Annotated in this window: 18 protein-coding genes; 2 read left to right on the forward strand and 16 right to left on the reverse strand. The window is 38.4% G+C overall.

Annotated elements, in window-relative coordinates; all coding sequences use genetic code 11:
- Positions 1-31: 31 nt before the first annotated feature.
- The 9 genes from W7W_RS0106090 to W7W_RS0106140 form a co-directional block, all read right to left on the reverse strand.
- Positions 32-1051, reverse strand: a complete 1020-nt coding sequence (locus W7W_RS0106090) for a tyrosine-type recombinase/integrase (protein ID WP_010662930.1) — start codon at positions 1049-1051, stop codon at positions 32-34.
- The gene (locus W7W_RS0106095) at positions 1051-1971 is read right to left on the reverse strand and encodes a tyrosine-type recombinase/integrase (RefSeq protein WP_157202445.1); all 921 of its coding nucleotides are present in this window, start codon (positions 1969-1971) and stop codon (positions 1051-1053) included. The genes W7W_RS0106090 and W7W_RS0106095 overlap by 1 nt, the downstream gene beginning before the upstream one ends.
- A 52-nt stretch (positions 1972-2023) precedes the next feature.
- Positions 2024-3283, reverse strand: a complete 1260-nt coding sequence (locus W7W_RS0106100; protein WP_010662932.1) for a site-specific integrase — start codon at positions 3281-3283, stop codon at positions 2024-2026.
- A 71-nt stretch (positions 3284-3354) separates the two neighbouring features.
- The gene (istA, locus tag W7W_RS21805; protein WP_010662933.1) at positions 3355-4191 is read right to left on the reverse strand and encodes an IS21 family transposase; all 837 of its coding nucleotides are present in this window, start codon (positions 4189-4191) and stop codon (positions 3355-3357) included.
- Positions 4192-4479: 288 nt separating this feature from the next.
- A complete protein-coding gene (locus W7W_RS21810) occupies positions 4480-4905 on the reverse strand; it encodes a restriction endonuclease (RefSeq protein WP_010662934.1) in 426 nt (141 codons plus the stop codon).
- Positions 4906-5219: 314 nt separating this feature from the next.
- Complete coding sequence (locus tag W7W_RS22825) at positions 5220-7583, reverse strand: DUF262 domain-containing protein (RefSeq protein WP_010662936.1); 2364 nt, start codon at positions 7581-7583, stop codon at positions 5220-5222.
- Positions 7584-7594: 11 nt separating this feature from the next.
- Positions 7595-9370, reverse strand: coding sequence for a DUF262 domain-containing protein (locus W7W_RS0106130; RefSeq protein WP_010662937.1), 1776 nt, complete (start codon positions 9368-9370; stop codon positions 7595-7597).
- 90 nt (positions 9371-9460) lie between these two features.
- Complete coding sequence (locus W7W_RS0106135; RefSeq protein WP_010662938.1) at positions 9461-11077, reverse strand: PDDEXK-like family protein; 1617 nt, start codon at positions 11075-11077, stop codon at positions 9461-9463.
- Positions 11078-11289: 212 nt separating this feature from the next.
- Entirely contained in the window at positions 11290-12477 is a 1188-nt protein-coding gene (locus W7W_RS0106140; protein ID WP_010662939.1) for a leucine-rich repeat domain-containing protein, read from the reverse strand.
- Positions 12478-12598: 121 nt separating this feature from the next.
- Here W7W_RS0106140 and W7W_RS0106145 point away from each other — a divergent pair, with 121 nt between their 5' ends.
- A complete protein-coding gene (locus W7W_RS0106145; RefSeq protein WP_010662940.1) occupies positions 12599-14251 on the forward strand; it encodes an ATP-binding protein in 1653 nt (550 codons plus the stop codon).
- A gap of 107 nt (positions 14252-14358) precedes the next feature.
- Positions 14359-15018, forward strand: coding sequence for a metallophosphoesterase (locus W7W_RS21820; RefSeq protein ID WP_157202446.1), 660 nt, complete (start codon positions 14359-14361; stop codon positions 15016-15018).
- A gap of 67 nt (positions 15019-15085) precedes the next feature.
- Here the strand turns inward: W7W_RS21820 and W7W_RS0106155 are convergent, their stop codons facing one another.
- From W7W_RS0106155 to W7W_RS0106185, 7 genes are all read right to left on the reverse strand, one after another.
- Positions 15086-15460, reverse strand: coding sequence for a GxxExxY protein (locus W7W_RS0106155; protein WP_010662942.1), 375 nt, complete (start codon positions 15458-15460; stop codon positions 15086-15088).
- A 72-nt stretch (positions 15461-15532) separates the two neighbouring features.
- A complete protein-coding gene (locus W7W_RS0106160; protein WP_010662943.1) occupies positions 15533-16186 on the reverse strand; it encodes an FtsZ/tubulin family protein in 654 nt (217 codons plus the stop codon).
- A gap of 199 nt (positions 16187-16385) precedes the next feature.
- Positions 16386-17282 carry a helix-turn-helix transcriptional regulator gene (locus W7W_RS0106165; protein ID WP_010662944.1) on the reverse strand — a complete coding sequence of 299 codons (897 nt, stop codon included), beginning with the start codon at positions 17280-17282 and terminating at the stop codon, positions 16386-16388.
- A gap of 103 nt (positions 17283-17385) precedes the next feature.
- The gene (locus W7W_RS0106170; protein ID WP_010662945.1) at positions 17386-18915 is read right to left on the reverse strand and encodes a hypothetical protein; all 1530 of its coding nucleotides are present in this window, start codon (positions 18913-18915) and stop codon (positions 17386-17388) included.
- 11 nt (positions 18916-18926) lie between these two features.
- The gene (locus W7W_RS0106175; protein WP_010662946.1) at positions 18927-19787 is read right to left on the reverse strand and encodes an FtsZ/tubulin family protein; all 861 of its coding nucleotides are present in this window, start codon (positions 19785-19787) and stop codon (positions 18927-18929) included.
- Between the two features lie 223 nt (positions 19788-20010).
- On the reverse strand, positions 20011-21063 hold the full coding sequence (locus W7W_RS0106180; RefSeq protein WP_010662947.1) for a DUF6371 domain-containing protein: 1053 nt from the start codon (positions 21061-21063) through the stop codon (positions 20011-20013).
- Positions 21064-21185: 122 nt separating this feature from the next.
- On the reverse strand, positions 21186-22247 hold the full coding sequence (locus W7W_RS0106185) for an AAA family ATPase (RefSeq protein WP_010662948.1): 1062 nt from the start codon (positions 22245-22247) through the stop codon (positions 21186-21188).
- Between the last annotated feature and the right edge of the window lie 30 nt (positions 22248-22277).

The following is a 22277-nucleotide window of genomic DNA, read 5'->3' on the forward strand; positions in this document are numbered from 1 at the left end:
TTAGGTCATGAATAGTTTGCATAATTTATAGCTATTTGCCAAGGTTTTCCAACCATTGTAACAGTCCTTTATTTTTTTGCCAGGATGGTATTTTCTTTGGAGTCGGCGATACACTTGTTTTTTCTATGGCCTCCCTTTTTTGCTTATTATCTATCCTTGCGTATATTTCAGTCGTTGTTACTGACCGATGCCCCAGAAAATCCCGTATACACACCAAATTAACTCCGTTTTGCTGAAGCATCATTGCTTTGGAGTGGCGAAGTGAGTGTGGGCTTATCTTCGGAGGAATCAATGAGGGGTTAATCTTTCTGGCCATTGCGGCATATTTTTTCACAATCACGGTTATTCCCATGCGGGTTAGCATATCACCTCTACCATTGTTAAAAAGAGGGTATAGGTTGGCATAATCATCCAATAGTTGATTTTCCTGCATGTAGGCTTTCAGTAATTTTGAGCTTTGTTCAGAGATCGGGACAATCCGTGTTTTATTTCCTTTGCCGGTAATCCTCAAGGTTGTCGGTTTCCCTAAGTTTACCCTTGCCGGAACGAGGCTTGCGATTTCCTGCACCCTGGCCGCACATTCATACATGAGGGATAACAGCGTCAGGTCGCGCCTGCCCTTTGGTCTGGATGTGTCAGGTTGTGCAAAGAGGAGTTTTACCCCGTCCGTTGTCAAGTAAACAACGGGAGGTCTGGAAGTCTTTTTGATTTTTATGGCCAGTATCCGTTGCCATTCGCTTAAATGGTCCGCCGATCTGTAAAGAAGAAATCTAAAAAAGGAATGTATTGCTGCCAGGCGGGCATTTCTTGTTTGCACGCTGCATTTTCTTTCTGTTTCGATCCAGCCGAGAAAAGCGATAACGCGCTCCTGCGTGATATCCTTAAAATCAATCCTGTCAGCGCCGACATTGTATGTGTCGCGCATAAAGATGAGAAAAAGCGTCATTGCGTCCCGGTAGGCGACAACTGTATTGGGAGAGCAACCCCGTTCCCCGTCGAGATACTTACCTAAAAAGTCTGTGAGATATTTTGCAAAATTGGTTGGTTTCATCAGTTCCGATATTTAAGTTTAGGATAGATATAAGAGCAAATGCCGTCTGTCTTGTTTAGCAAGTCCGGATACATTTCAGAAGTCATCCTCACGTACCCGTCTGTCGCGGCAAGAGACTGATGCCCCACATACGTAGACAGTATGGGCAGTATGTAATAAAGGTCGTTCCCTTCTCTCGAAAGACGACTCATGGAGTTGACACAAAAACTGTGACGGAGATCTTGTATCCTTGGCCCCACGATATCACCACGTTGCTTAATCCCTGCTTTTTTCAATATGGTCTTCCACCAGTAAGAAAAGGATTTTCCTACGCAGGCGCGGCCATTGAGTTTGACAAAGAAGTAATCGCTGTGACGGGGGAGCAATTCCCGATACTTGCGGTATTGTGCACAAACGTCAGCCAACGAACCGGATATCGGAACAATCCTGTCTTTCCCATTTTTGCACCCTTTCAGCACCAAGTAGTTTTGCTCCAGGTCCACATCGTTACAGTGAAGATTGAGCGCTTCGCCAATCCTGATTCCGGTTCCCGCAAGCATCCGTACCAGTACAGGGAGGATCATTAATGTGCTTCGGGCATGTTTGTCATACAATACCAGGGAATCACATGCCCGGTATATATCCCGAAGCTCCCGGTCAGAGTATATGTAGGGGATGAAAGTGTCGTCATGCTTCGAAGGCAGTTTTAGGGGAATGTATGTTTCGTAACCAATATTGAAGATGTATATGGAAAACTGCCGGAGAAAACAATTTCTGTGGCTCCACGTGTCGGTCGCCTCATTGGGTCGTCTTTGGCACCATTCGTCGGCCAACTCTTTTGTTATCGTGATGCTTGCAAGTCCTTTTCTGTTGGCAAAATCATCAAAGGCGAATAAGCTGTATCCGGTGGATATTGATTTAAAACCAAGATTCCTTCTCATACGGAGAAAGTCCCATATGAAAGGAGCGAGGATACCGTTCCGTTGTTTTAGATTACCCATAAAAAACCCCTCCTTTCTGCATATAAAAAGATTCGGGAACAGGTGGCACATCAAGGGCACATTGGCGCAGGGATTCAATATCTATCCTAAGGTAACACATGGACGATTGGGTACTTTTATGGCCGAGCAATTCAGAGATAACAGGGAGAGGCGTCTTGTTTTCCAAAAGAAAACCGGCCATCGTATGACGTAGAGCATGTGATCCGTGTTTCCTTTCACCTATATCTATACCGGATTTAAGTATTGCAGTGCTTGCTATCCTTGATACTGCTTTCGGGCATATCGACGCATTGGGAAATTTATCATACAGAAACACAGCGCGGCTTTCGGAGGCGGGACGGGCATACTTGATATAATCAATAATCGCTTCCCCCACTTCTGCGGGGAGCAGGAGTTCCACGGTTTCCCCTGTCTTGAACTGTTTGAACGATATCGTATTTGTTGACCATAGTATGTCCCCAAACTCCAGGGAACTGATGTCCGAAGCTCTCATTCCCAACCTTGTCGCAAGCATTAGCACGGCATAACCTCTTTTGCCGTTAGCCGTGGATCTGTCTACCGATCCAAGTATTTTAGATACTTCGTCCCGCGTGTAGGTCGACGGGAGTTTCGGTTGCTTTTTATAGTTGTCCCTTGGGACAACCAGGGATAAATCGGCGCGGGTCTTTCCTAAATCATACAGATACCTCAGAAAACTGCGGATCAGGGATAAGGTTAGATGTTTCGCCCCGGCTCGGCTTGGAAATAAACTTGTGGAATAATTCATGATCTCGAGAGGGGATATCTGCGATGGCGTTAAAATAGTGTGTCCGTTCAGATACTGGAAAAAATGGTGTAAATACCACGAGTGGTTTCTCAATGTCTTACTGCTTAGCCGCATCGACCTTTTATATTCGACATATTGAAGGATGAGCGACCCGATTTTACCTGTGAATTTTAGCGGTTCCCTACGGGAGATTATCTCGATCATTTTCCCGGTTTCGGCAAACTGGGCCAGACACAAAGCGCACCGTAAACAATGTTTTTGATGTTTTGACAGTTGAGAAATTGTTTTTGACCCATAGGTGATTTTCAGATATCCGGTAATAACATCTGAACTACATTTAACGATACCGTTACTGTCCATATACAACTTGATTTTTCTCCAAATCCAGTTATAAATAATTATCGTTTGTTTACTCCGCTTGATACCTTCCAGGTATTCAGAGGCTGCTTTTGTTAAATCTTCAAAAGATAAATAATCTGTATGCATAACATGTTCTTTTAAAGGACAGCGACATTGCTGACACTTTCCTAAATTTAGGAAGATTGTTATGCAAACTTTCAGAAGAAGAATAAATTGATTGTCAATACTTTAATTAAATTTGTTGCTATAATGTTTTTGTTTCTATAATCTTGAGGACTACATACACGCGTTGGCACAACGGCTGTTTGGTAATGGTTGGCAAAATCTTCTAAGACCTGGTTAATGACAGGCTCATATCGATCGGACTTGACTATGGCCGATTTAAGATTGTCTGGCACCAATAGCTCAGGAACGCCCCCAAAGGACTCTAAACAGCATCCGAGGGCGTAAATAAAGTCTTCCACGCATTGACTTCTAACAGCCATAACAAAAGCATAATCGGAGTAAGGAAGACAAGCCACGAAAACTTGACATATAACAACCTCACCGGTCTCACGATCTATATAATGCGTTGTTTTTCCGGTGAAATCGATATATATCTTTTCCCCTGGTTTATGGGGTATAACCATTGATGGATTGGCAACTTTCTTTTGTTGAGCTAAATGGAAGCAAAATTGAGTATAGCTATAACCTTCAGGATATGTCTGGCGATATTCCTCCCATAGAAGATGACGGGTAACACCTTTTTTCTTCAATTCCTCAAATAAATAAGGAATTTTACCGATGAAATGGTCGTAACGGATATTTTCCTTATAGGATGGATTGCCTGCATGTAAGCGGGCCTCTAAGGCCGGGTCTTCAAGTGCTAACAAAGATGGAATATCCACCTCTAGCATGTCTACTTTACGAAGATAGGACCTCACCGTATTAAGGCTCACTTTTAGAATACGGGCGATTTCCTTTTTCTTTTTGCCATTAGAGTGTAATTGCAAAATTTGTTTTACCTGACTCATACGTTTTGGTTTTCCGGCCATCTCATTTTTTCTTTAAAGGTTTTATAATCAAACCTCTAAATAACCAAAACCTGAACTGAGATTAAATACGATAGGGGGTCAACATGCTCCGGAATCTTGAAAGCCCGAGACTCTCAAAGGGGTTAACATGCTCCGGATTTCTTTGCCTGTGGCCACCAAAAATAACAAGGGGTCAACATGCTCCGGAATTTTCCGTATTTTTGACTTAAAGGGGGTCAGCATCCGCCGGAATGACATGCTTTTTTGCTATGAAAAATGGCGGATTTTTTGCCGGATTTGGGGGTCAGCTTACCCCGGATTATCCACGCCCAATGTGTTTTTCGCTGAGGTAGATAAATCATCACGTTGAACTTTACCAATCCACTTGATATCGCGCATGTGGAAGTATTCAGATAGTTGGTCAGTAAATTTATAGTCCGATACTATTTCGCCGATAGAGTAAGTCCGTTCTGAGGGGTTGTAGGTTAATACACAATCCCCTTTTTTAAACTCATTTAAAAATCTGTACACCTGCCCAGCACTACTTATTATTTGGCCATTTTTGTAACCAGGATAGTTTTTCCGAATGAGCTCTTTAAGTTTATCAAGGCTATCAACTTTCGTCAAATCTCCAGTTTCATTCCATCCAATAGCAATAATGTTTTTTGTCAGGAAATCGTCAACCAAAAATCCACCTTCACCGGCTCTTACCATCCATAGTTGATTCTTATTCATTAGTATGAAATTTATCTAAGTTATTGTCTTTATGGGAACTCGTCTGTTGGGAATTTATACATTGTCTTTTGCGGCATCCTTTGCCATACTCGTTAAAAAGTACATTGGAGAAAACATCCCCGAACTGTTTCAACGTTATTAATGCAGCCACAGGGTCAGAATAGATAAGAAGTTCTGCAGAGCCTTCCAGATTACCTAATAATGTGAATTCGTCTTTAAGAAAGTCAAAGTTGGTTTGAAGCTTCATAGATTAAAGGTTCAGTTTAAAGCTGAAAATGGAATGCCAAAAATAACAAAACATTTGAATTTTGGGGTTAATGAGCAGGGGCAGATAAAAAATCAGAAACCAATTTATCTATTACCGAGTTAATTAATTCTATCTTATCACTCCCAATCGATGTATTTTCTCTTTCCCTGAATTCGTCAATACTTATGCTATCGCCAATTATTGTATCAAAAGCATAAGGTTTACTCCAGTGTTCTGAAGTAGTGTAATCGATTCGGCTAACTCGTTTTACTGCATATCCACAAATAGAATTTGCCAACGAAAAGGGTATTTCCTTGATAAGTTTATTTCTGTGGGATAGATCGTAAGATGCTAATCCATTACCAGTGCCATTTTCAGTTCCTCTACCATCATGAAATGAAAGTAAAACACCTTGTTTTTCTGCGTAAAGGACCTTTAAAATAAGCCAGGCTTTTAAATGCTTTTCGGAGCTAAAAGTTTCATCTGTAATATCAAAAGAATCATAATTTAAGGATTGTCTTATTCTTGATTTAATTTCGGCTAACAGACTATCCGGGTTACTTGTTTCGAGAAGTGAATAAAAATTCTTTTCATGAAGATATTCAAAAAAGTTTTTGTCATTTAAATCTCTCCATGAAAACCAAGCGCCTTTCATTCCTGAACAATAATCAATATGTCCAATAGTAGGATAGCTTGTAAGATTTAGGTTTTTGAAAAGTCTGAAATGATTGGATAATTGGGGTTTATCAATGCTTCCATTTTTAATTAAACAATCAGAAAGGGTCTTGAATAACTCAAAGTATTGTTGAATTTTTTCGAATTTAATTTCCTTAGTGCCATTTGCCAGCCATAAAACAGAAAGGTCTCCATATAATTCCTCATGGTCTTCCCACATCTCAACTGTTTCCCGATGATTAATTTTCAAAATATCTTTATTTTTCTCATCTGAGTTATACCATTCATTAAGTGGCACACTCGATGTTGTTTTGAAATTGTTTTCATTTTCTTTGGTTTTAAATCTCAGTATATCTGCTTCATCTTTTGATTTTTCGATGATCTGAATAATATACCTCCAATCTACCACGTTATTTTGTAGTTGGTCACCATCAAGGTAATTTTTACGAGCTCTTATCTTATCAAAATAGTTTTTTCTTATACGTCTTAGGAAAGGGTTAAATAGCTTCGGCGTTTTAAATTTTTGCAAGTAAGCAATTAATGGTAAAATTAATTGAGTTTGGTCTTCTTTTTTTATAGATCGAAACCATGTTAGGGAAAAAGGTTCAGATACTACCTTTTTTATAGTGTTCAGGACTTTTTTATTTTTGGGTTCATTACTTAAATTAATAAGGTTTTGAAGAGCTAAAAAATAATCCTGTATAACATCGGTTTTTACACTGTTTTCCCACTTGCTTAATTCTGTGTTTTCTTTGTTGGTTTCATCAACTTTTGGTTTATTGGTAAAAAGTTCACGAGGATTTAGTTCATAGGAATTATTATTTTTCCATGATTTTTCTTGTAACAGTCGTATTTGCCAATACCAGATAAAAAAATCGTTCATAGCATCATCAGAGGTTTGTTCTTTGGGGCTTCTTCTGTTTTTCCAAAACCATTCCTCTCTATCTTCCCATTCTATGGATGCTTTTTTCTGTTTGCCACTATCTTTAATATTTCCTAAAATAATTGGCTTGAGATTTTCTGTTGCGGTAAGTGGTTCACCTGTTGTGTTAATCACTACGAAGGTTTCTTCTCCCCTGGTACGGTTTCCCAAATCATAATACAGCAATTGAAGATCATGAATCAAAAAATTTCCAAAAGCTCTTATTTCAAATTGTGGATTGGATTTCTTAAAATCTGTTATTTGATTGTCAATTGTTTTAAGCGCAGAAAGCATGCTTTGAATACTGGCATCCAATTCGTATTCTGAAAAATACCATGGTTGGCTTTTTATTTGTTCAGTTGGTGTCTCACTTTCCTGAAAAAATTCGCACACCAGATCACTTAAAAAGTATAATGTTGTTTCGCGAATTGCATATTGGAGGTAGGGTTCTTTATCGTCATCATGTAATTCCTCCTTGGAAATAAGAGTATTTATGAATTTATTATCGGTTTTTTTATTGATTATACCCAAAATAAGAAAAAGTGTTGTAATGCGTTGTTGGCCATCACATAATTGTATGTGATAACGGGGATTTTCATACCCATATATAAGACCCAGTGTCAATTTTTTTTCATTATTTTCTAAGAATGATGTCAACAGGTTATCCAGAAATCCTGATACCAATTCCTGATATTTATTGGCATCCTTATCCCAGGCTTTATCTCCCCAGCAATAATCTCGCTGCAAATCGGGGATGATTATTTTATTTTTTCCGGAAAACAAATGAGATAGTGTATATTCTTTACCGCTTATTAGCTTAATGTTATTGTCCATTTTTGAGAATTTTATAATTTGATGTTGTAATCTTTTTTAAAGCCTTCAATGAATGCTTTTTGTTGTACCTGGATTTCTTTTATTTTCCATTGGGAATTGGAGAAAACAGAAATTGAGTGTAGAAGGTTTCTACTTTTAAAACCTTTACTCACATCAAAATATATTATTTTCTTTTCCAAGAAAGGTCTGTTGTTGAATTTTGAATTTTCATTTTTATCAAGTAGAACCAGATTTCCAATGCAGTGCTCTGATGCCCCCGCTTCAAAATCAAATCGGTTCAAATATTCAGGGTTATTCTGAATTTCCGCAATATCTAAGTTTATATTATTTCCATCCTGGTATTTTTCCTTACCTTCCTCATTAGGGACTTTGTGGTAAACTTTAGATTTTGGGAAAATGTGTTCCAGGGATTGGTTATCAATTATGCTGAAATCAAATTTACGGCCTTTTTCATTGAAGAGTTTATTGTCTTCCTCTATATTTAATCGTAATAATTGTTTTAAAGCCAAGTCTTTTGCATAAAGGTAAACATAAGGGCCAGATAGGTGTTTTAAGGCTTCTTCTGCTTTAGCTTCTTTAGTTTCTTCATCTTCTCTTAAAGAATTGGCTCTCGTAATTTGTCTGTGAGTAGCCCCAACTAATCTCCATTTTGTGTAGTCATCTTTATAATTTTCTTCATTCTTCTTCTGTAAAAAATGGTCTATTATATTGAACTTGTCTTCAGAATTATTGGAACAGAACAGAGCTAATCTAAGATTGTTATGAATCTTTGGAATATTGAAAACATCTTCAAATGATTTCTGTAAATCTCGAAGTTCTTTGAAAACAAGTTTTGTTTTCTTTTTCTCTTCATTGTCGCCGTTACTTAATAACTTTTTGAAGTTGTCGAAAGAGAATTTAGTGTTTTTATCCTTAATGGTTTCAATGATTTCGGGTTTGGTCCGATAGTAAAAATCCAGAAGAAGACCTAATGGTTTTTCTGTATTGAAAAAATCTTTAACATCCTCTCTGTTCCACCAATAGAGCCATTTGTCCCATTCCCGGGCATAACGACTTCTAAGAGCATTTGTTTCCCAGTCAATCGAAATTATTTCTTTCAACTCATGGAGGTTATCGTCTATTGAGGTAGTAACCGTCTTTTCTTCGCGAACAGGTAATGATACCTTTCTCAGCATTTCTGCTTTTACCAGTTCCTCCTTTAGCATAGATGCCTTGGAGCCATTCATCATTGTAAAGGTCTTAGTGGCCTTATCATTATCGATAATAATGTAGAGAAGAGTTACTTTCTCCAATAGAAAATTATATATTTCCTCTTTCTTTTTATTTTCAAAGTTTTCGAGTTTTGATTTTATTTGATTTATGGCTTTTTTGAAATAATGAACATCTTGACAAGAGTCTTCAGGATCGAAATTCAGATAATCAAAATTATCATCTTTGATATTTTTGATAAATTCTTTTGATTTTTCCCGTATGTCGTATTTTAAGTTAATATTTTTGATGCTGTTATAATTTAATAGGCACAGCATGAAATATAATGTAGTGGTTCTTTGCTGGCCGTCAATTATAATTATTTTATCATCTTCTTCTGCAACTGTTATTCCTTGCAAGAAGTAAGGCTGTTCTTGATCGGCATTAATTATATCATCACAAAATTTTTCAACGGCTGATGGTTTACCGTCTATCTTAACCGCCCACTTATAGCCTCTTTGGTAGTTGGGAATTACAAAAATTTTGTCCTTTTGGAAAAGAAATTCGTTAATAGTTTTGAAGGAGGTTTTATGTTCCATTTTTTGATGTTTAGCTTCAGAATTAAGGCCCGGGAAGGGCATATATAAGATGGCAACCCTAACCGGGTCAGATTACTATTATTCTATTCCTTAATTCTGAGATGAAGTAAGTTGCTCTTCAATAGTTTTAATAAGGGTTTTTAATTCATTGTAAGCGTAGGCTTGGGAGGTTTCTTTGTAACCATACCAAAAATCATCTTCTTCAAATCCCGCAGGTTTGAGAATAGGATCTAGGAGTTGTTGAATTTTCTCCTGTGATGCTTCATCTTGAGTCCCCTTATGAGTGTTAACACCCAGGTATAATTGTTCTCCTTCTTTTTGAAGCAGAATTGGAAACGCCAGGTTTTCATGCTTAAATAATATACCTCCCAACAGGTTTTCATGTTCATCAAATTCTTGGAAAACCTCATATTCTTTCTCTAAAGATGATAAAGTGGTTGACAGAAATGACTCGGTCGGGATGGTTAGTTTAGTCACCTTTTTTATAAGAGTTTTTAGATTTTCATACCCATTTTCAACCGGTGTTTCTTTGTAGGCATACCAGTTTTCATTTTCATCAAATTCTTCTTTGGCTTTTAATGGTTCAATTTGTTTTGTGATTTCTTTCTTCTTTTTGTCTTCTGTAGCAATTCCATAACATAAAGCATCTTCATCCATTTCCATAACTACCTGAAATGGTTTCTCATTGTAATATAAATAAACTCCGATACATGGCAGGTTGTCTTCATTTAAAATATCATTGTATTTTTTAAGCTCACTAAAATCTTGGTTCAAATTCTCCAAGCAGTGCTCGAAGTATTTTTTTACTTCTAGTGATTTAATATCGTCGAGTTGAGTATTTAGCTCCGCTATAGCTTCAATTTTTTCATTCACTTTTTTAATGTTTTCAGCGGATTCTTTTCCAAATCCCAGTTCTTGTTCGATGTGTTTTTGCAATTTTTTGTTCATGTCTTTGTGTATTTTTCTTGAGTTAAAAATTCCTTCTAAATAATCAATGTATTGAGTTGTGGCTGATTTTAGGAAATTATCATTTATTTTGGTGCATCCTGGTAAAATCTCTTTTTGAAGCCAAGGCAGAATATCATCCTTGAATGTCAGGTGAAGGAATCTTTCTGCAAATTTTTCTTTGTAATCTATTTTGTTCAGTATCCAACTTTGATCTTCAGGTTCTTTATTTCTGTCCCTTGTCAGGTAAATCACAAAAATATTTTTGTCATGGCATGGTCTTTTACTGTTTTTGAGCACCTCAATGTAACGTGCTAGTTGGGATGGTTGGTCACTTGCATAATTGAATTTGTTTTCAATAATTAGGGCAAAATCTTCATCTCGGATTAAAAGATCAATTCTGTCTTTTTCTGTGGTAATTTCTGACTTCTTTATCTTGAAATGAAAGCTGGGTTTCTTCTTTTCCAGATGGTCTAAAAAGCTTTTCAGCACCCACCGGTTTTGTTTGTTTTCGTTCTGGTTTAACAAGCTGGCAAGAATACGGCTATTGTCATTTTCTTTTGGATTTGCCTGTTCGAATACATTGATATGGTAAGGGAGCTTATTTTTTTCTTCTTGATGGATATTATAGAAAGAATTCATCAAGTTTATATTATGATCAAATTTCTTTTTATCAATTTCAAAAGATTTATTTGAAATGTCGTTGACGAATGAAATGGATGCTGAGATCTTAATCTCCTGTTCTTTTGTTTTGTCATTCATTTAATTAAGGTTAAAATGATACATGTTATTGATTTTTCAACTTAAAATGATTGTTTGTCTAAAAGTATTAAAATATTATGTTCTTACCTTATATTTGACTCTATTTTTGATTATAAATAGTATAGAATGGTTTTGCCCAAAAGTTTCACATTAAAAAATCAATCCTTCTTAAGTTATGTTTTTAATTATTTGTGCTTTCATCAAGTTTCCATTTAGGGATAAGTGGGAATTATCAGAGTTATTTTCACTTTTTTTTCAGAATTTATCATCAAATTCTTACACCCCTGCATCACCAGCCCCTGCATCACCAGCCCCACATCCACCCAAATCTCCTCCATATCCAGTATATCCTGCCAGGAAAGATAAGTATGGTCATAAAGTTCATGAAGCAGCCAGCAGTGATGCTGATGTTTAAGGGGATGGTCAGACCGGAAGAGGAATTCGTTGTGGTTTTCTTCCAGGAACCACTGTAAAGAACCACTTTCACTATTCTCCCCGGGGGAAGTATTACCCTTCTCAAAATCATGTTTGGTAAATCCCATGGTTGGGTGTCCGGAATAGATGGGAATGCCCTCCATTTCAGGAATGTGGCTGTATTTATCAGAAGCATAAATGTCTAACTTGAAGTCAATTTCATAATCGGAAACGAATGGTTCTGTTTCGATTTGTTGTTGGGCGAAGGCACAGAGGGTTTGGGCCTGTTTGATGGCTGCCCTGTATTTTTGATTGAGCAGGGTGTTGATCTGCTCAATTTTGGTAACCTGGTAGGTGGTGAAAGGGAATTCGTTGTTTAGTTTAATTTGGCGGTCACGCAGAAGATTGCGGTAGTGATGGTATTCAGACCGGGTAAGATCGTTGTTGCTGGATTTGATCAGGAATGGAAGGAGGGGGTCGGTATCTTCTTGCTTTTTTGCCTGCAATGAATCTGATAGTATTATATTAGAACGCTGGCGGTTGGAAACCGCCAAACCTGAGCGCTGCAGGCGGTCACAGGCTATAAGGGTTATTTCTTTTAGCGGGTTTCCGGTGATTTTTAGGGTATGAAGATTATAGCAACCGGAAGAATCAAATTCTGAAAGCTTATTGTTTTTACAGGTCAATTCTTCCAGGTCAAAACAGTTTTTAGTTGACAGAGAGTTAATCTGGTTATTGTCCAGGAATAGGAAAGAGAGTGCCTGAAAGTCATCCAGATTTAGTTTTCCGGAAAGGTGTTTTTTGTTGCTCCAGTTGATCATGAAGCAGTCTCCATCGTCGTTCCATACTATTCCTTCCCAGGTTTCCGGATTATCACGGTCGTAGTTTGAGGAAATGATCTCTCCGTTTTTAAAACTCGGTTGGGTGGAGGCATGCTCCAGGAAGGTTTTTAGCTTTTCGGTCTCGTGAGGATTGAATGTGCTCATGGTTGAATGATTTTTTTCAAAAGTACAGGCAGGGTATGTCAATCCGCGGCACCCCTTTAAAGAGAATCGTCAGTCACAAAATGGCACAGGGTGGTTTTAGCTTTGTAAAAAAATCAGCGATATGAAACTACAAACGAACTATCCGTTACTGGGCTATCTTGAAGAAATAAACGATAAAGTAAGAAAGAGCCGTTTAAAGGATCCCACTTTTTCCGATTATGGTGAAGAGATGGGAGTTTTATGCGATTATTTTAAAGTGAATCGCTTTCAGGCTGCATTTCTGGCAGTATTGTTTGATAAGGGGCACGATGGTGAGAAAGTAGGTTTTGATGATATAGTTAGACATCTGGACTGTAGTGCTTTGCGGTTATTAAAATTTCAGGACGAAATAGCCGAACTCGTCGATCGAAATTTTATAGGACAAAAGAAAAGTTCTGACGGCTTCCGGCGAAAAAGAAAAGTTCCGGTGTATCGTTTGAACAATGATTTATTGGAGGCTGTGCTTAAGAATAGACCCATGCCGGAGTTGCTGAAAGAAACGTATGAAGATATTCTGGATGTACTCGGCGGTATTGCTGATTTGGAGCAAGAAGATGATCTGGAGGAAATGGACTTATTGTTGGCAACCCGTGATATTGTGGCAGATAATCTTGATTTTCCGCTACTGAAACATATCCAGGACTTGAAGCTGCCGTTGGATGAGCAATACATTCTGTTGACTTTGTTTTGGAGTGCCATAACCGGAGAAGGATCACGTAACCTTAACAGATTGGTTCAGGATGTACATGGTAACTCTTCGGAAAATATTAAGTGCAGAAGAGATTTTGTTTCCGGGAAAAACAAACTGGTGAAGATGGAGCTGGTTAAAACTTCCGATGCTGAGTTTTTTGATGATGCGGAAATTATGTTGGCTTCCAAAGGCCGCAATTTGCTAAAAGAGCATGGTGTGAAAATAATGGGGGGAGGTAAGCGGAGTGACGTGCTTCGCACGAAAGATATAATATTTCGGGAATTATTTTTCGAAGAAGAAACCAATCGGCAACTAAGTCTATTAGAACAATCATTGCAGGAAGAACAGTTGAAAGAAATCAGAACAAGATTGAAACAGCGCGGATTGGCAGAAGGGATTGCCACTCTGTTTTACGGAGTTCCCGGGACCGGTAAAACCGAAATGGCCAAACAGTTGGCCCGTGCAACCGGTCGTGACATAATGAAGGTTGAAATCAGTAAAACTAAGTCAATGTGGTACGGAGAGAGTGAAAAAATCATTAAGAGGGTGTTTGCTGATTATGCTGATTTTACAGAAGATTGCGAGCAATTGCCTATTCTGCTCTTTAATGAGGCAGATGCTGTATTTAGTAAGCGCCAGAGTATTAGCCAATCGAATGTGGTAAAAACAGAAAATGCCATTCAGAACATCATTCTTGAGGAGCTGGAAAACTTCAAGGGCATTCTGATTGCTACCACCAATCTTCAGGACAACCTGGATGGTGCTTTCGAGCGTCGTTTCCTGTTTAAGGTCCAATTCAGAAAACCGGGCCTAATCAATAGAGCCCGAATCTGGGAATCGAAATTGAACTCGCTTAGCAAGGAAGAAGCCAGAATGCTTGCTTCAAAATATGACTTTTCGGGTGGAGAGATCGATAACATTGTTCGTAAATGGGAAATCCACAGTTTAATTAATGGGGAAGCTGATGTTTTTTCTTCCATCGAAGGTTTTTGTAATGATGAGCGGCTGGGAGAGAAGACACGAAGTATTGGCTTTGGGAGATGAGGGAATGTTAAGGCAGAAGTGAAACAGTTAGAAGGCAGAAGAAAATGATGTTTAGGAATCATTGATGCTGTGTTTTCTGGAAAAGAGAAATGAAAAAGGAATCGGAAATGAAACCATCAAAGACTTTCAATAAAACAATGGATATAACAGTAATCGGAGATACGCATGGTTGTCATCGTCAACTTGACCTACAGCCAGGAGAAATGCTAATCCATACAGGTGATATCACCGCCTACGGATTAGAGCATGAATTCCTGGATTTTCTGGATTGGATGGAAGCTCAACCATTCAAGTACAAATTATTTGTTGCAGGTAATCATGATCTGTATTTGCAGAATAACAAAGAGCTGGTCAGGGCTTTGATACCTGATGGCATTATTTATCTGGAAAATGAGGTAGTAAAAATTAAAAAATTAAAAATTTACGGAACTCCGGCTTCCCTTTTTCAAGCAGGTATGGCCTTTAATTTTCATCCTGGCCAGGAAATTAAAAAAGAATGGGATAAGATACCCGGGAATATCGATGTTTTAATTACCCACATGCCTCCTAAAGGGATTTTGGATAATGGCTCTGGTTGTCCCCAACTTTTGGAGAAGGTTGACAGAATCCGGCCCAAATTACATCTGTTTGGCCATATCCATGAGGGCCATGGGAAGTATGAGGGTGGGGGAACGACCTTTTGCAATGCAGCGGTGAGTAATTCGCCAGATTTTGTGAGGGAAGCGGGGTATAAGATTGAGCGGGGAGGGTTGAGAGTAAAGGTTTAATGATGAAAGAGGAGTAAGTATGTCTTTTCCAAAATGTCTGAACCATGATTATATCTGATTTTCCTGATTACATGATTTTGTTGTTATGGACTCTTTTAAATTGTAATGATTTGGCACCAAAATTAATGAGTAGGCCGATGGGGAGGTTGTAAGCCTCAACATAATTCATGGCCTGGGCGAGGTGAACATCTTCAAGGTTGATAATTGCTTTTATTTCAACCATTATTTGTTCTTCTACAAAGAAATCGACGCGGCGTGTTCCAATAACGTGATCCTTGTAGTGAATTGACATTTCATGTTCACGTGAAAAATTGATGCCCCGGTTTTCGAGTTCAATGGCGAGTGCTCGTTGATAAATGACTTCCTGAAAGCCATTGCCAAGAATCCGGTGGACTTCCATGGCTGCACCAATAACATCGTGGGTTAGTTCTTCGTGTTGCATCGCTCTTTTATTAAATTATTTAGAAAAATCAGGTAATCCTTTAATCTTTAAAATCAAGGTTCAGACAATTTTTTATAAAAATACCATTCCCCTACAAACTTCCCAAAACTCCCTGTCACCACGAGCAAAAGCGTTACTAAGTATCAGGTCCCTATACTTATGTTTGAGTGAATCAAGTTCAAAATATTTTACCTGTGGAAGGTGCTTAATGGCACTTAAGGCTTTTGTGGCATTTTTACGCCTTTTTGTTCCTTCAAAAGTAAAGGGCAGTGAACAGATGGTTTGGAAATTCTTGTTTTCTGCATGAAGCACAAGCGTTAGCTCTTTGGCAAGGTTTGATGCTGTAAAGCCTCCCAGACCAGCCAGTAAAATAATTTTATCATTGCCTTCCATCAATTGAAGAACTTCATTGGTTAGTTGGATTTTTTTACCTGGTTCGGGAGGAAGATGGAAAGGATCCCCAAAAGGATAAATTACCTTACCGGTGGGAGGAATCTGAACGAATTGGATTCGCGGATCCAGTTTTTGAGGCTTATAGTATGATATGCACGTATATTTCCCTTTTGGGTTCTGTTTTAAGAAATGCTGAACAATATGGTAACCACCTTTACCCAAACCAATAACGTGAGTTGGTGAGGTTGATTCTGTTTTACCGAGTAACAACTGAGGTGAGGCAGAAATGGCTCCAATAGCCATGATCGTTTTTAGTGCTTTTCGACGGTTCATGATGTAGAGTTTTTTAAGGTTTGAGAAAAGAAGGTGCCATGTTTTTGAAAAGAATAGTCTTTCTGACTTTATCTGTTTAGGACGAACCTGATCTGGAGAATCCCATCTGTAAATATTTGATTTGGTGTTATTATACCCGGCGTTATTATAGTTGGATGTTTTTTGAATTAGGGATTCTTTAAACTTTAATTTGCTACTCTTAATACAAGTCCATAGCTTCCTGATGATATCTTTTGACTTCATGAATTAAGCTGTCCGGTTGTAAGACTTTAACGCGTGGCCCCTGGGATACAATTTCCTGCACAAAATCTTCAGTGATGAATAGTTTCATACTGAAAAGAATTTCTTCTTCTGTTTCTTTTACCACGTCCTGGGAATGATGGAGCTTTAAAGACCGTATATACTCAGCCTGAGGTTTTCGGAAAGCAAGGAGTACTTCTTCTGGTTTAAAGTTACCACCACTGATGATGCCAAAGCTGTATTTGAACATTTCGTTGACATCGAAATCTTCAGGTCGCTTAAATTTTTCATTGGTTATTTCCAAATCGGATAGCCGATCCAGGGCGAAGGTGCGGATTTCTTCTTTTTCGGCATCCATAGTTATCACATACCATCGATTGATAGACTCTTTCAAAGCCAGGGGTTCAACATAACGTGTACGTTTTTCATCTATCCAGTATTTTTGGTAGGTAAAGCTTACCCGCAGGTTGTTTTGAATGGCGTGTAGCAAACCGTTCATGTTTTCGGTACCACGAGGCCGCCTTTTTTCATAATCTATATACTGGGGCAGGCGATTGGTCATCTTGAGCGCATTGAAGGTATCAAAAGCCTCAAGCAACCGGGCATTGGCTTCGGTGTTATCCACTTCTTCAATGTACCAGGCATTTCGTGAGAAGTTGAATTTTATGGAGATGCCGTACAAGGATTCAATGTTCTCAATGTCACGCTGAAATGTGCGTTTTGAAATATTGAAGTCATATCCCTGGAGTTCCGATTCCAGCTCCAGTTTGTCTGCAATTTCTTCGAACGATGCATCACTCTTTCTCAGACGATTGATGATGATGGTGTGTCTTTGTATTGTCTCTCGTGTGGACATAAGCTATTTATTTGAATTTTGTATAAAGGTAGTGAAAGGGTGCGACAAGACGGGTCGTACCCGTGGGGTAATTGTTTTATTGGTGAATTGCAATTTGTTAGTACTAAAAGGCAGGCTCGTTCAACTGATCCTGAAGCATTTCTAAAAGAGAAGACTTATCGGTGAAGTAGCTTACGCCTAATCTGTCGCAAAGAAATTTGAACAGAGAATACCCGTTGAGTTCTTCTTTTGTTTTGACATAGCAGCCTTTATTTTCCAGAAAGCTCTTTATACAATCCATTTCAGGGATTGCCTCCAGAATTTCTTCGGTTGTTTTTGTTTGGATTTCTTTATTGATGTTGACCAGCACAGCACTTACGCCGGCCTCCTGAGTGGCCTTAGTCAGCTCTGACATATTTAATTTCAGAAGCAAGTTCTTAAACATTGCTTCGTAGTGATCACCTGGGTTGGCTTGATCTCCTGTTTTTTTTAGAGAGGATTCCTTCAAAAAATCTTTATCCAGACTGGCCATACAGTAGTTGAAAAAATCATCAGATTTTCTTCTGATTAGTTCATTCAGCAATTCCCGGGAGCCTATTTTAGACAGGAGATAGCTTTGATCAGTCTCTAACTCTACAAACATATTACTGATGTTCATTTTTATTTTGTTGTAAAGACTTTCACTAACAGGCCGTTTGTTATGTTGGAACAATCCTTCCCGGGGTTTATTGTCCGTAATTTTTAGCTCCCGCACTTCCAATGTTTGATCCGTCTTTTTTATTTCTTCCAAAAATCCCTGTCCAGCCTGGAATAAATGATTGTATTTCCTGGGATGGGGAAAATGGAAATCATCAACAGGGTAATTATGAAGGTAGTTTTGCTGGAAAAAGAATTGATTTTCAGATTTTATGATTTGAGCGGCCATTTGGGTGATTAACTCCTCTGATATCTCTACATAATTGGATGTGATGGCTTCCTCAATTTCAAACCACTGCATGTAGGTATTTTTACTTATTTTGAAGATAACAGGCTCCGGAGTGTCGATGAATAGAACAAATAATTCTTTATCAGTCATGCGATCCCAGGTCCTTTCTGTGTCAATTCCTTGATTCCAGAACTCTCCTGAGTAATTATTTATTTGGTTTTCTATTCTAAGAAGATCCTCAAGGTTTGTAACAAGGCGGTAATTGTCATCTAATATGGGATTGCCAATGTATTCTAGGTTGTCGGGTAAAGAGGAGTATTGGTTTAATCCTTCAATAATATATGTTTCCAGGAAAGGGTTTATCTCACTGCTCTTTTGATAAGCACTATCAATAAATTTCTGAAACGGTATGCTGTGAATGTAGCGGAAAGATAGAGAAACGATGTTTTCCAGAACTTCCTTTGAAGGTTTTGATGCCTTCAATATTTTTTCTGCTCCAAGTATTAGTTCTTGTGAGTAAAAGACCGGATTTTTGAGGATGCATTCTGAAAAAACTTCCGCAGAGACTTTACTGCGTAAGTTGTGATTGAGTAAATAACTGTTCACAATATCATCAGGCGAATCAGTTTCTATATTCTTTAGAACGATGTCCATGTTCGGCAGGTCTAGAATGATCTGTGGATGAGGGAAAGATTCGAAAATTGAACCCCAAAAAGATTGTTTGTTCATGGTTAGTGTTTTTAATTTTGTTTACTGGCAATGATGGTTGTTTTGATCCTGTAATCTGAGGAATGCCCCATTCCTGCCCCCCAAATAATTGAGGTAGTTTCATTAAGGAGGCTTTGCAGGTAATCAGTCATTTCACCAACCTCGTCCATGGTGACCTCTTTGCTTCCGGAGTGGATAAAGAGCAGCGCTTTATCGCAATTCTTCATTTTATTAGCAAAAGCATTTTTGACGGATTGTGCTGCGCTGTTTTCATTATCTGTAGTTCCTTCTCCTAAAAAGACTTCCGAGGAATCCTTAAATACAGTCTCCAAATCATGAATCTCCAAGGGCAATGGATGGGATTGATCAGTAATTTCGGAAATGGTTTTGATGATCCCTTCTGCAAAAGAAGCAAACTTTCCAGGCCTCGAGGTTTTTTCTACATTAGAAGGTAGGCCTACAGAGTCCCAATAAAAAGAGGCTTCAATAAACTGTATTAGATTATTTTCGTCTCCTGGTTGCATACTTCCTGTTTTGAAAAGCTCCGGAAGAATGGCAACAGTTAGTTGATTGTTTTCCTTTGCGAGTTGAGCCAGGAGGGCAGTTGCTTTGTGGTTCCATTTTTCTTTTGGTTCTGTTATGAGGAATACTATGCCGGTTCTTTTGGAAAATAATGCTTTCAGAGAATCCCTGTCATTTATCGAGTATTCGGTGATACTATTTAAATCCTCATCCAATTGAATTTTTCCCGAAATATATGGATTTTCAAGAGCTTTGGATTGGTGGTGACATAGATACAACTTTGTGTTTTTGATGTTGGCATCAATTAGACTTCTGGCGCTTTGACATGCAAAGTCACCGATGGCGATAACCAAAGATTTCGGATTGTCCATAGCGATCAATTTTGTAGTTTTTCCAAAGTTAGGGTTGCTGTATGCCAAAACATGACGTAGGAGGAGGGAGTAAAACAAAAAAAAACCGCCCCACTACACCTAGCAAGACGGTTTTTATAATTAGTTGCTGTTGAAACAAAACTAACACCAAACCCCCAAAGAGAAACATCTTAATTCTAAGAGTTTGAAGGAAAGACGAAGCAGTTGCACCGAAGATAAATCTTTAAATTACAAAAGCTTCTTTTGTATTCGCTTTTACAAGACTTAATCGATCCACCAGCATTTTCAAAGCCGGGTTCTGTTTAATCATTTTCGCCAATATTTTGTCTTCATACGACTTTAAGGGGTCAATTTTAATGGGAAACATTTTTTCTTTAATGAAATAGTCTGCAATATCGAAACCGAATTCCCGATCTAATGGAGAACAATACTGTTCAAGGATGCCGGATACCTGAACATCCATTCCGTTTTGAATAAGAACCGCAGCCTTCTCCTGCCATTTTTCCCAACCGCCCAGGTCAGGGTAGAGCATAATCTTTCTTCCTTCCAGAGCTTTCATCTTTGAATAACTCAAATTACTAAGTCCTCCGGTGGCCATCCAGCAGTAGGCCGGATAAAAACCGGTCATCAAAACAGCGGTTTTCTCACTTTCAACGATGGCAACATGTTTTGTGCCGGCTTTAGGCAATTGATGAAGGCCAAATAAACATTGCTCAAGATGATAATTCTTCAGTTTTAAGATTTTGTGCACCCACTGAATGTAAGCGACATCTCTTTTAACCCGTTTTCCTGTTTGAGGATCGTAGAGCATGATTTTTCCCGTTCGAATTTTGCCGTTATTATCCAATTGCCAGAAGACGGTGGCGCCCGGCCAATGCTTTGATGTTCCGATTTTAAATTCATCAATCAGGAAAGCAATTTGTTCCTTGTCAAAAAGCCGTCCCAGGAAGGAAATGAAATTGTTTTTATCGTAATGAATTAATGATTTACTGAAAATCTCATACGAAATAAATGACGGGTCAACAGGTCTGCCAGCATCTATAGATTTCTTGAGAAGAGGCTTAAATGAAATATTTTTCCCCAAGTTGTGCTGATCTTTAAAATACTCCGTTACTGAATAATGATAACCACATTTCACTTCCCTGTCACATCGCCCAACAATTTCGGGTAGATACTGTTTTTTCTCAAAATCGTAATATCTGACAAACCTTCTCTTTTGACAGGCCGGACAAAGGAATTTTCTGGATGATTTATCAAGGGTTATAGTGTATTCCATTATTGAAAATTTTATCGTAACAGGTGTAACAGGTGTAACAGTCGTAACAGTCGTAACAGGTGTAACAGGTGTAACGGGTGTTACGGATGAAACGGTTGTTACGGCTGTTACGAAAAGATAAATCAGCTCAATCCGGCTCGTTTTAAAACACGCATAACCCTTGTCTTATTGGTGTTTAACTGCTCTGAAATCATTTGGTAACTCAAACTGGGATTACTCTTTTTAAGCTCCACAATTTGCTGGTCCAGCTCTTGAACCTCTTCTTCGGTTCGAACTTTTAAGTGGTTAAATTCATAATCATATTCAATAAACCGGAACTGAACCATCGCATCTTCTTTTATTATTTCCGTCACCACCACGTTGGTTGTATCAAACCTGACAGCTGCATTTCGGACTTTGATTTGCTTTAAATACCTTTGATTGTTTTCATTGTTGCTTTCACCGATCGCAAAACAACTGTCCACAAAGTTGATCAACATCTTGGAACCCTGAAGGTCATTCTTTGTGAGTGGTTTGGTCAGGTCTCTTTTCGGAGTATGGGCCAACACCAGGATGGAAACATTATACTTCCTTTTTATGCTCTTCAGGCTTTTCATGAGTGGGAGAGCGTCCGATGCTTTTTCAGTACCTGTTCGCAGATAGGTTAGATTATCAATAATCAAAACTTCGCTTTGTTTACTGGATAAGAGTTGTTCAAGACTGATGTTAATGTATTGTTCCATATCCGCAACTCCCTCCGGGAGTTCACAATCAGGATTGATTTCAGCACGAAAGAATCGTTTACTAAAATGATAGCTCTTCTTTTCTTCTGAATATCTCAACTCAAACTGTTTGTCAGACAATTCGAAATCGCAATACAAAACCCGCATTGGTTTTCCGGTAAATCGGAAACCCTCAATGGGAACTCCTTTTGAAATGCTATCAGCAATCTGAACCGCCAGAATTGATTTCCCCACATTGGTATCGGCAAAAAGAACGCAGAGCTCATTCTCAAACCAAAACTCGTCAAAAAGCATTTTGGGAGCAGGCCTTAATCTGGCCTGCTCAACCCATTTATTGGCTTCTTGTATTATCAGGGCACCAGAAGCATTCTTTTCGCGTTCAAAATTCGCATTAATTGCATAATGATCTTGCTTCAAATGATCCAGGGAAATGAAGCCTTCAGGAAAAATATTGTTATTCATACAGCAACTCAATTAAAATCCAATATTTTA

Origin of the sequence: Marinilabilia salmonicolor JCM 21150, assembly GCF_000259075.1 — a bacterium.
Taxonomy (GTDB): domain Bacteria; phylum Bacteroidota; class Bacteroidia; order Bacteroidales; family Marinilabiliaceae; genus Marinilabilia; species Marinilabilia salmonicolor.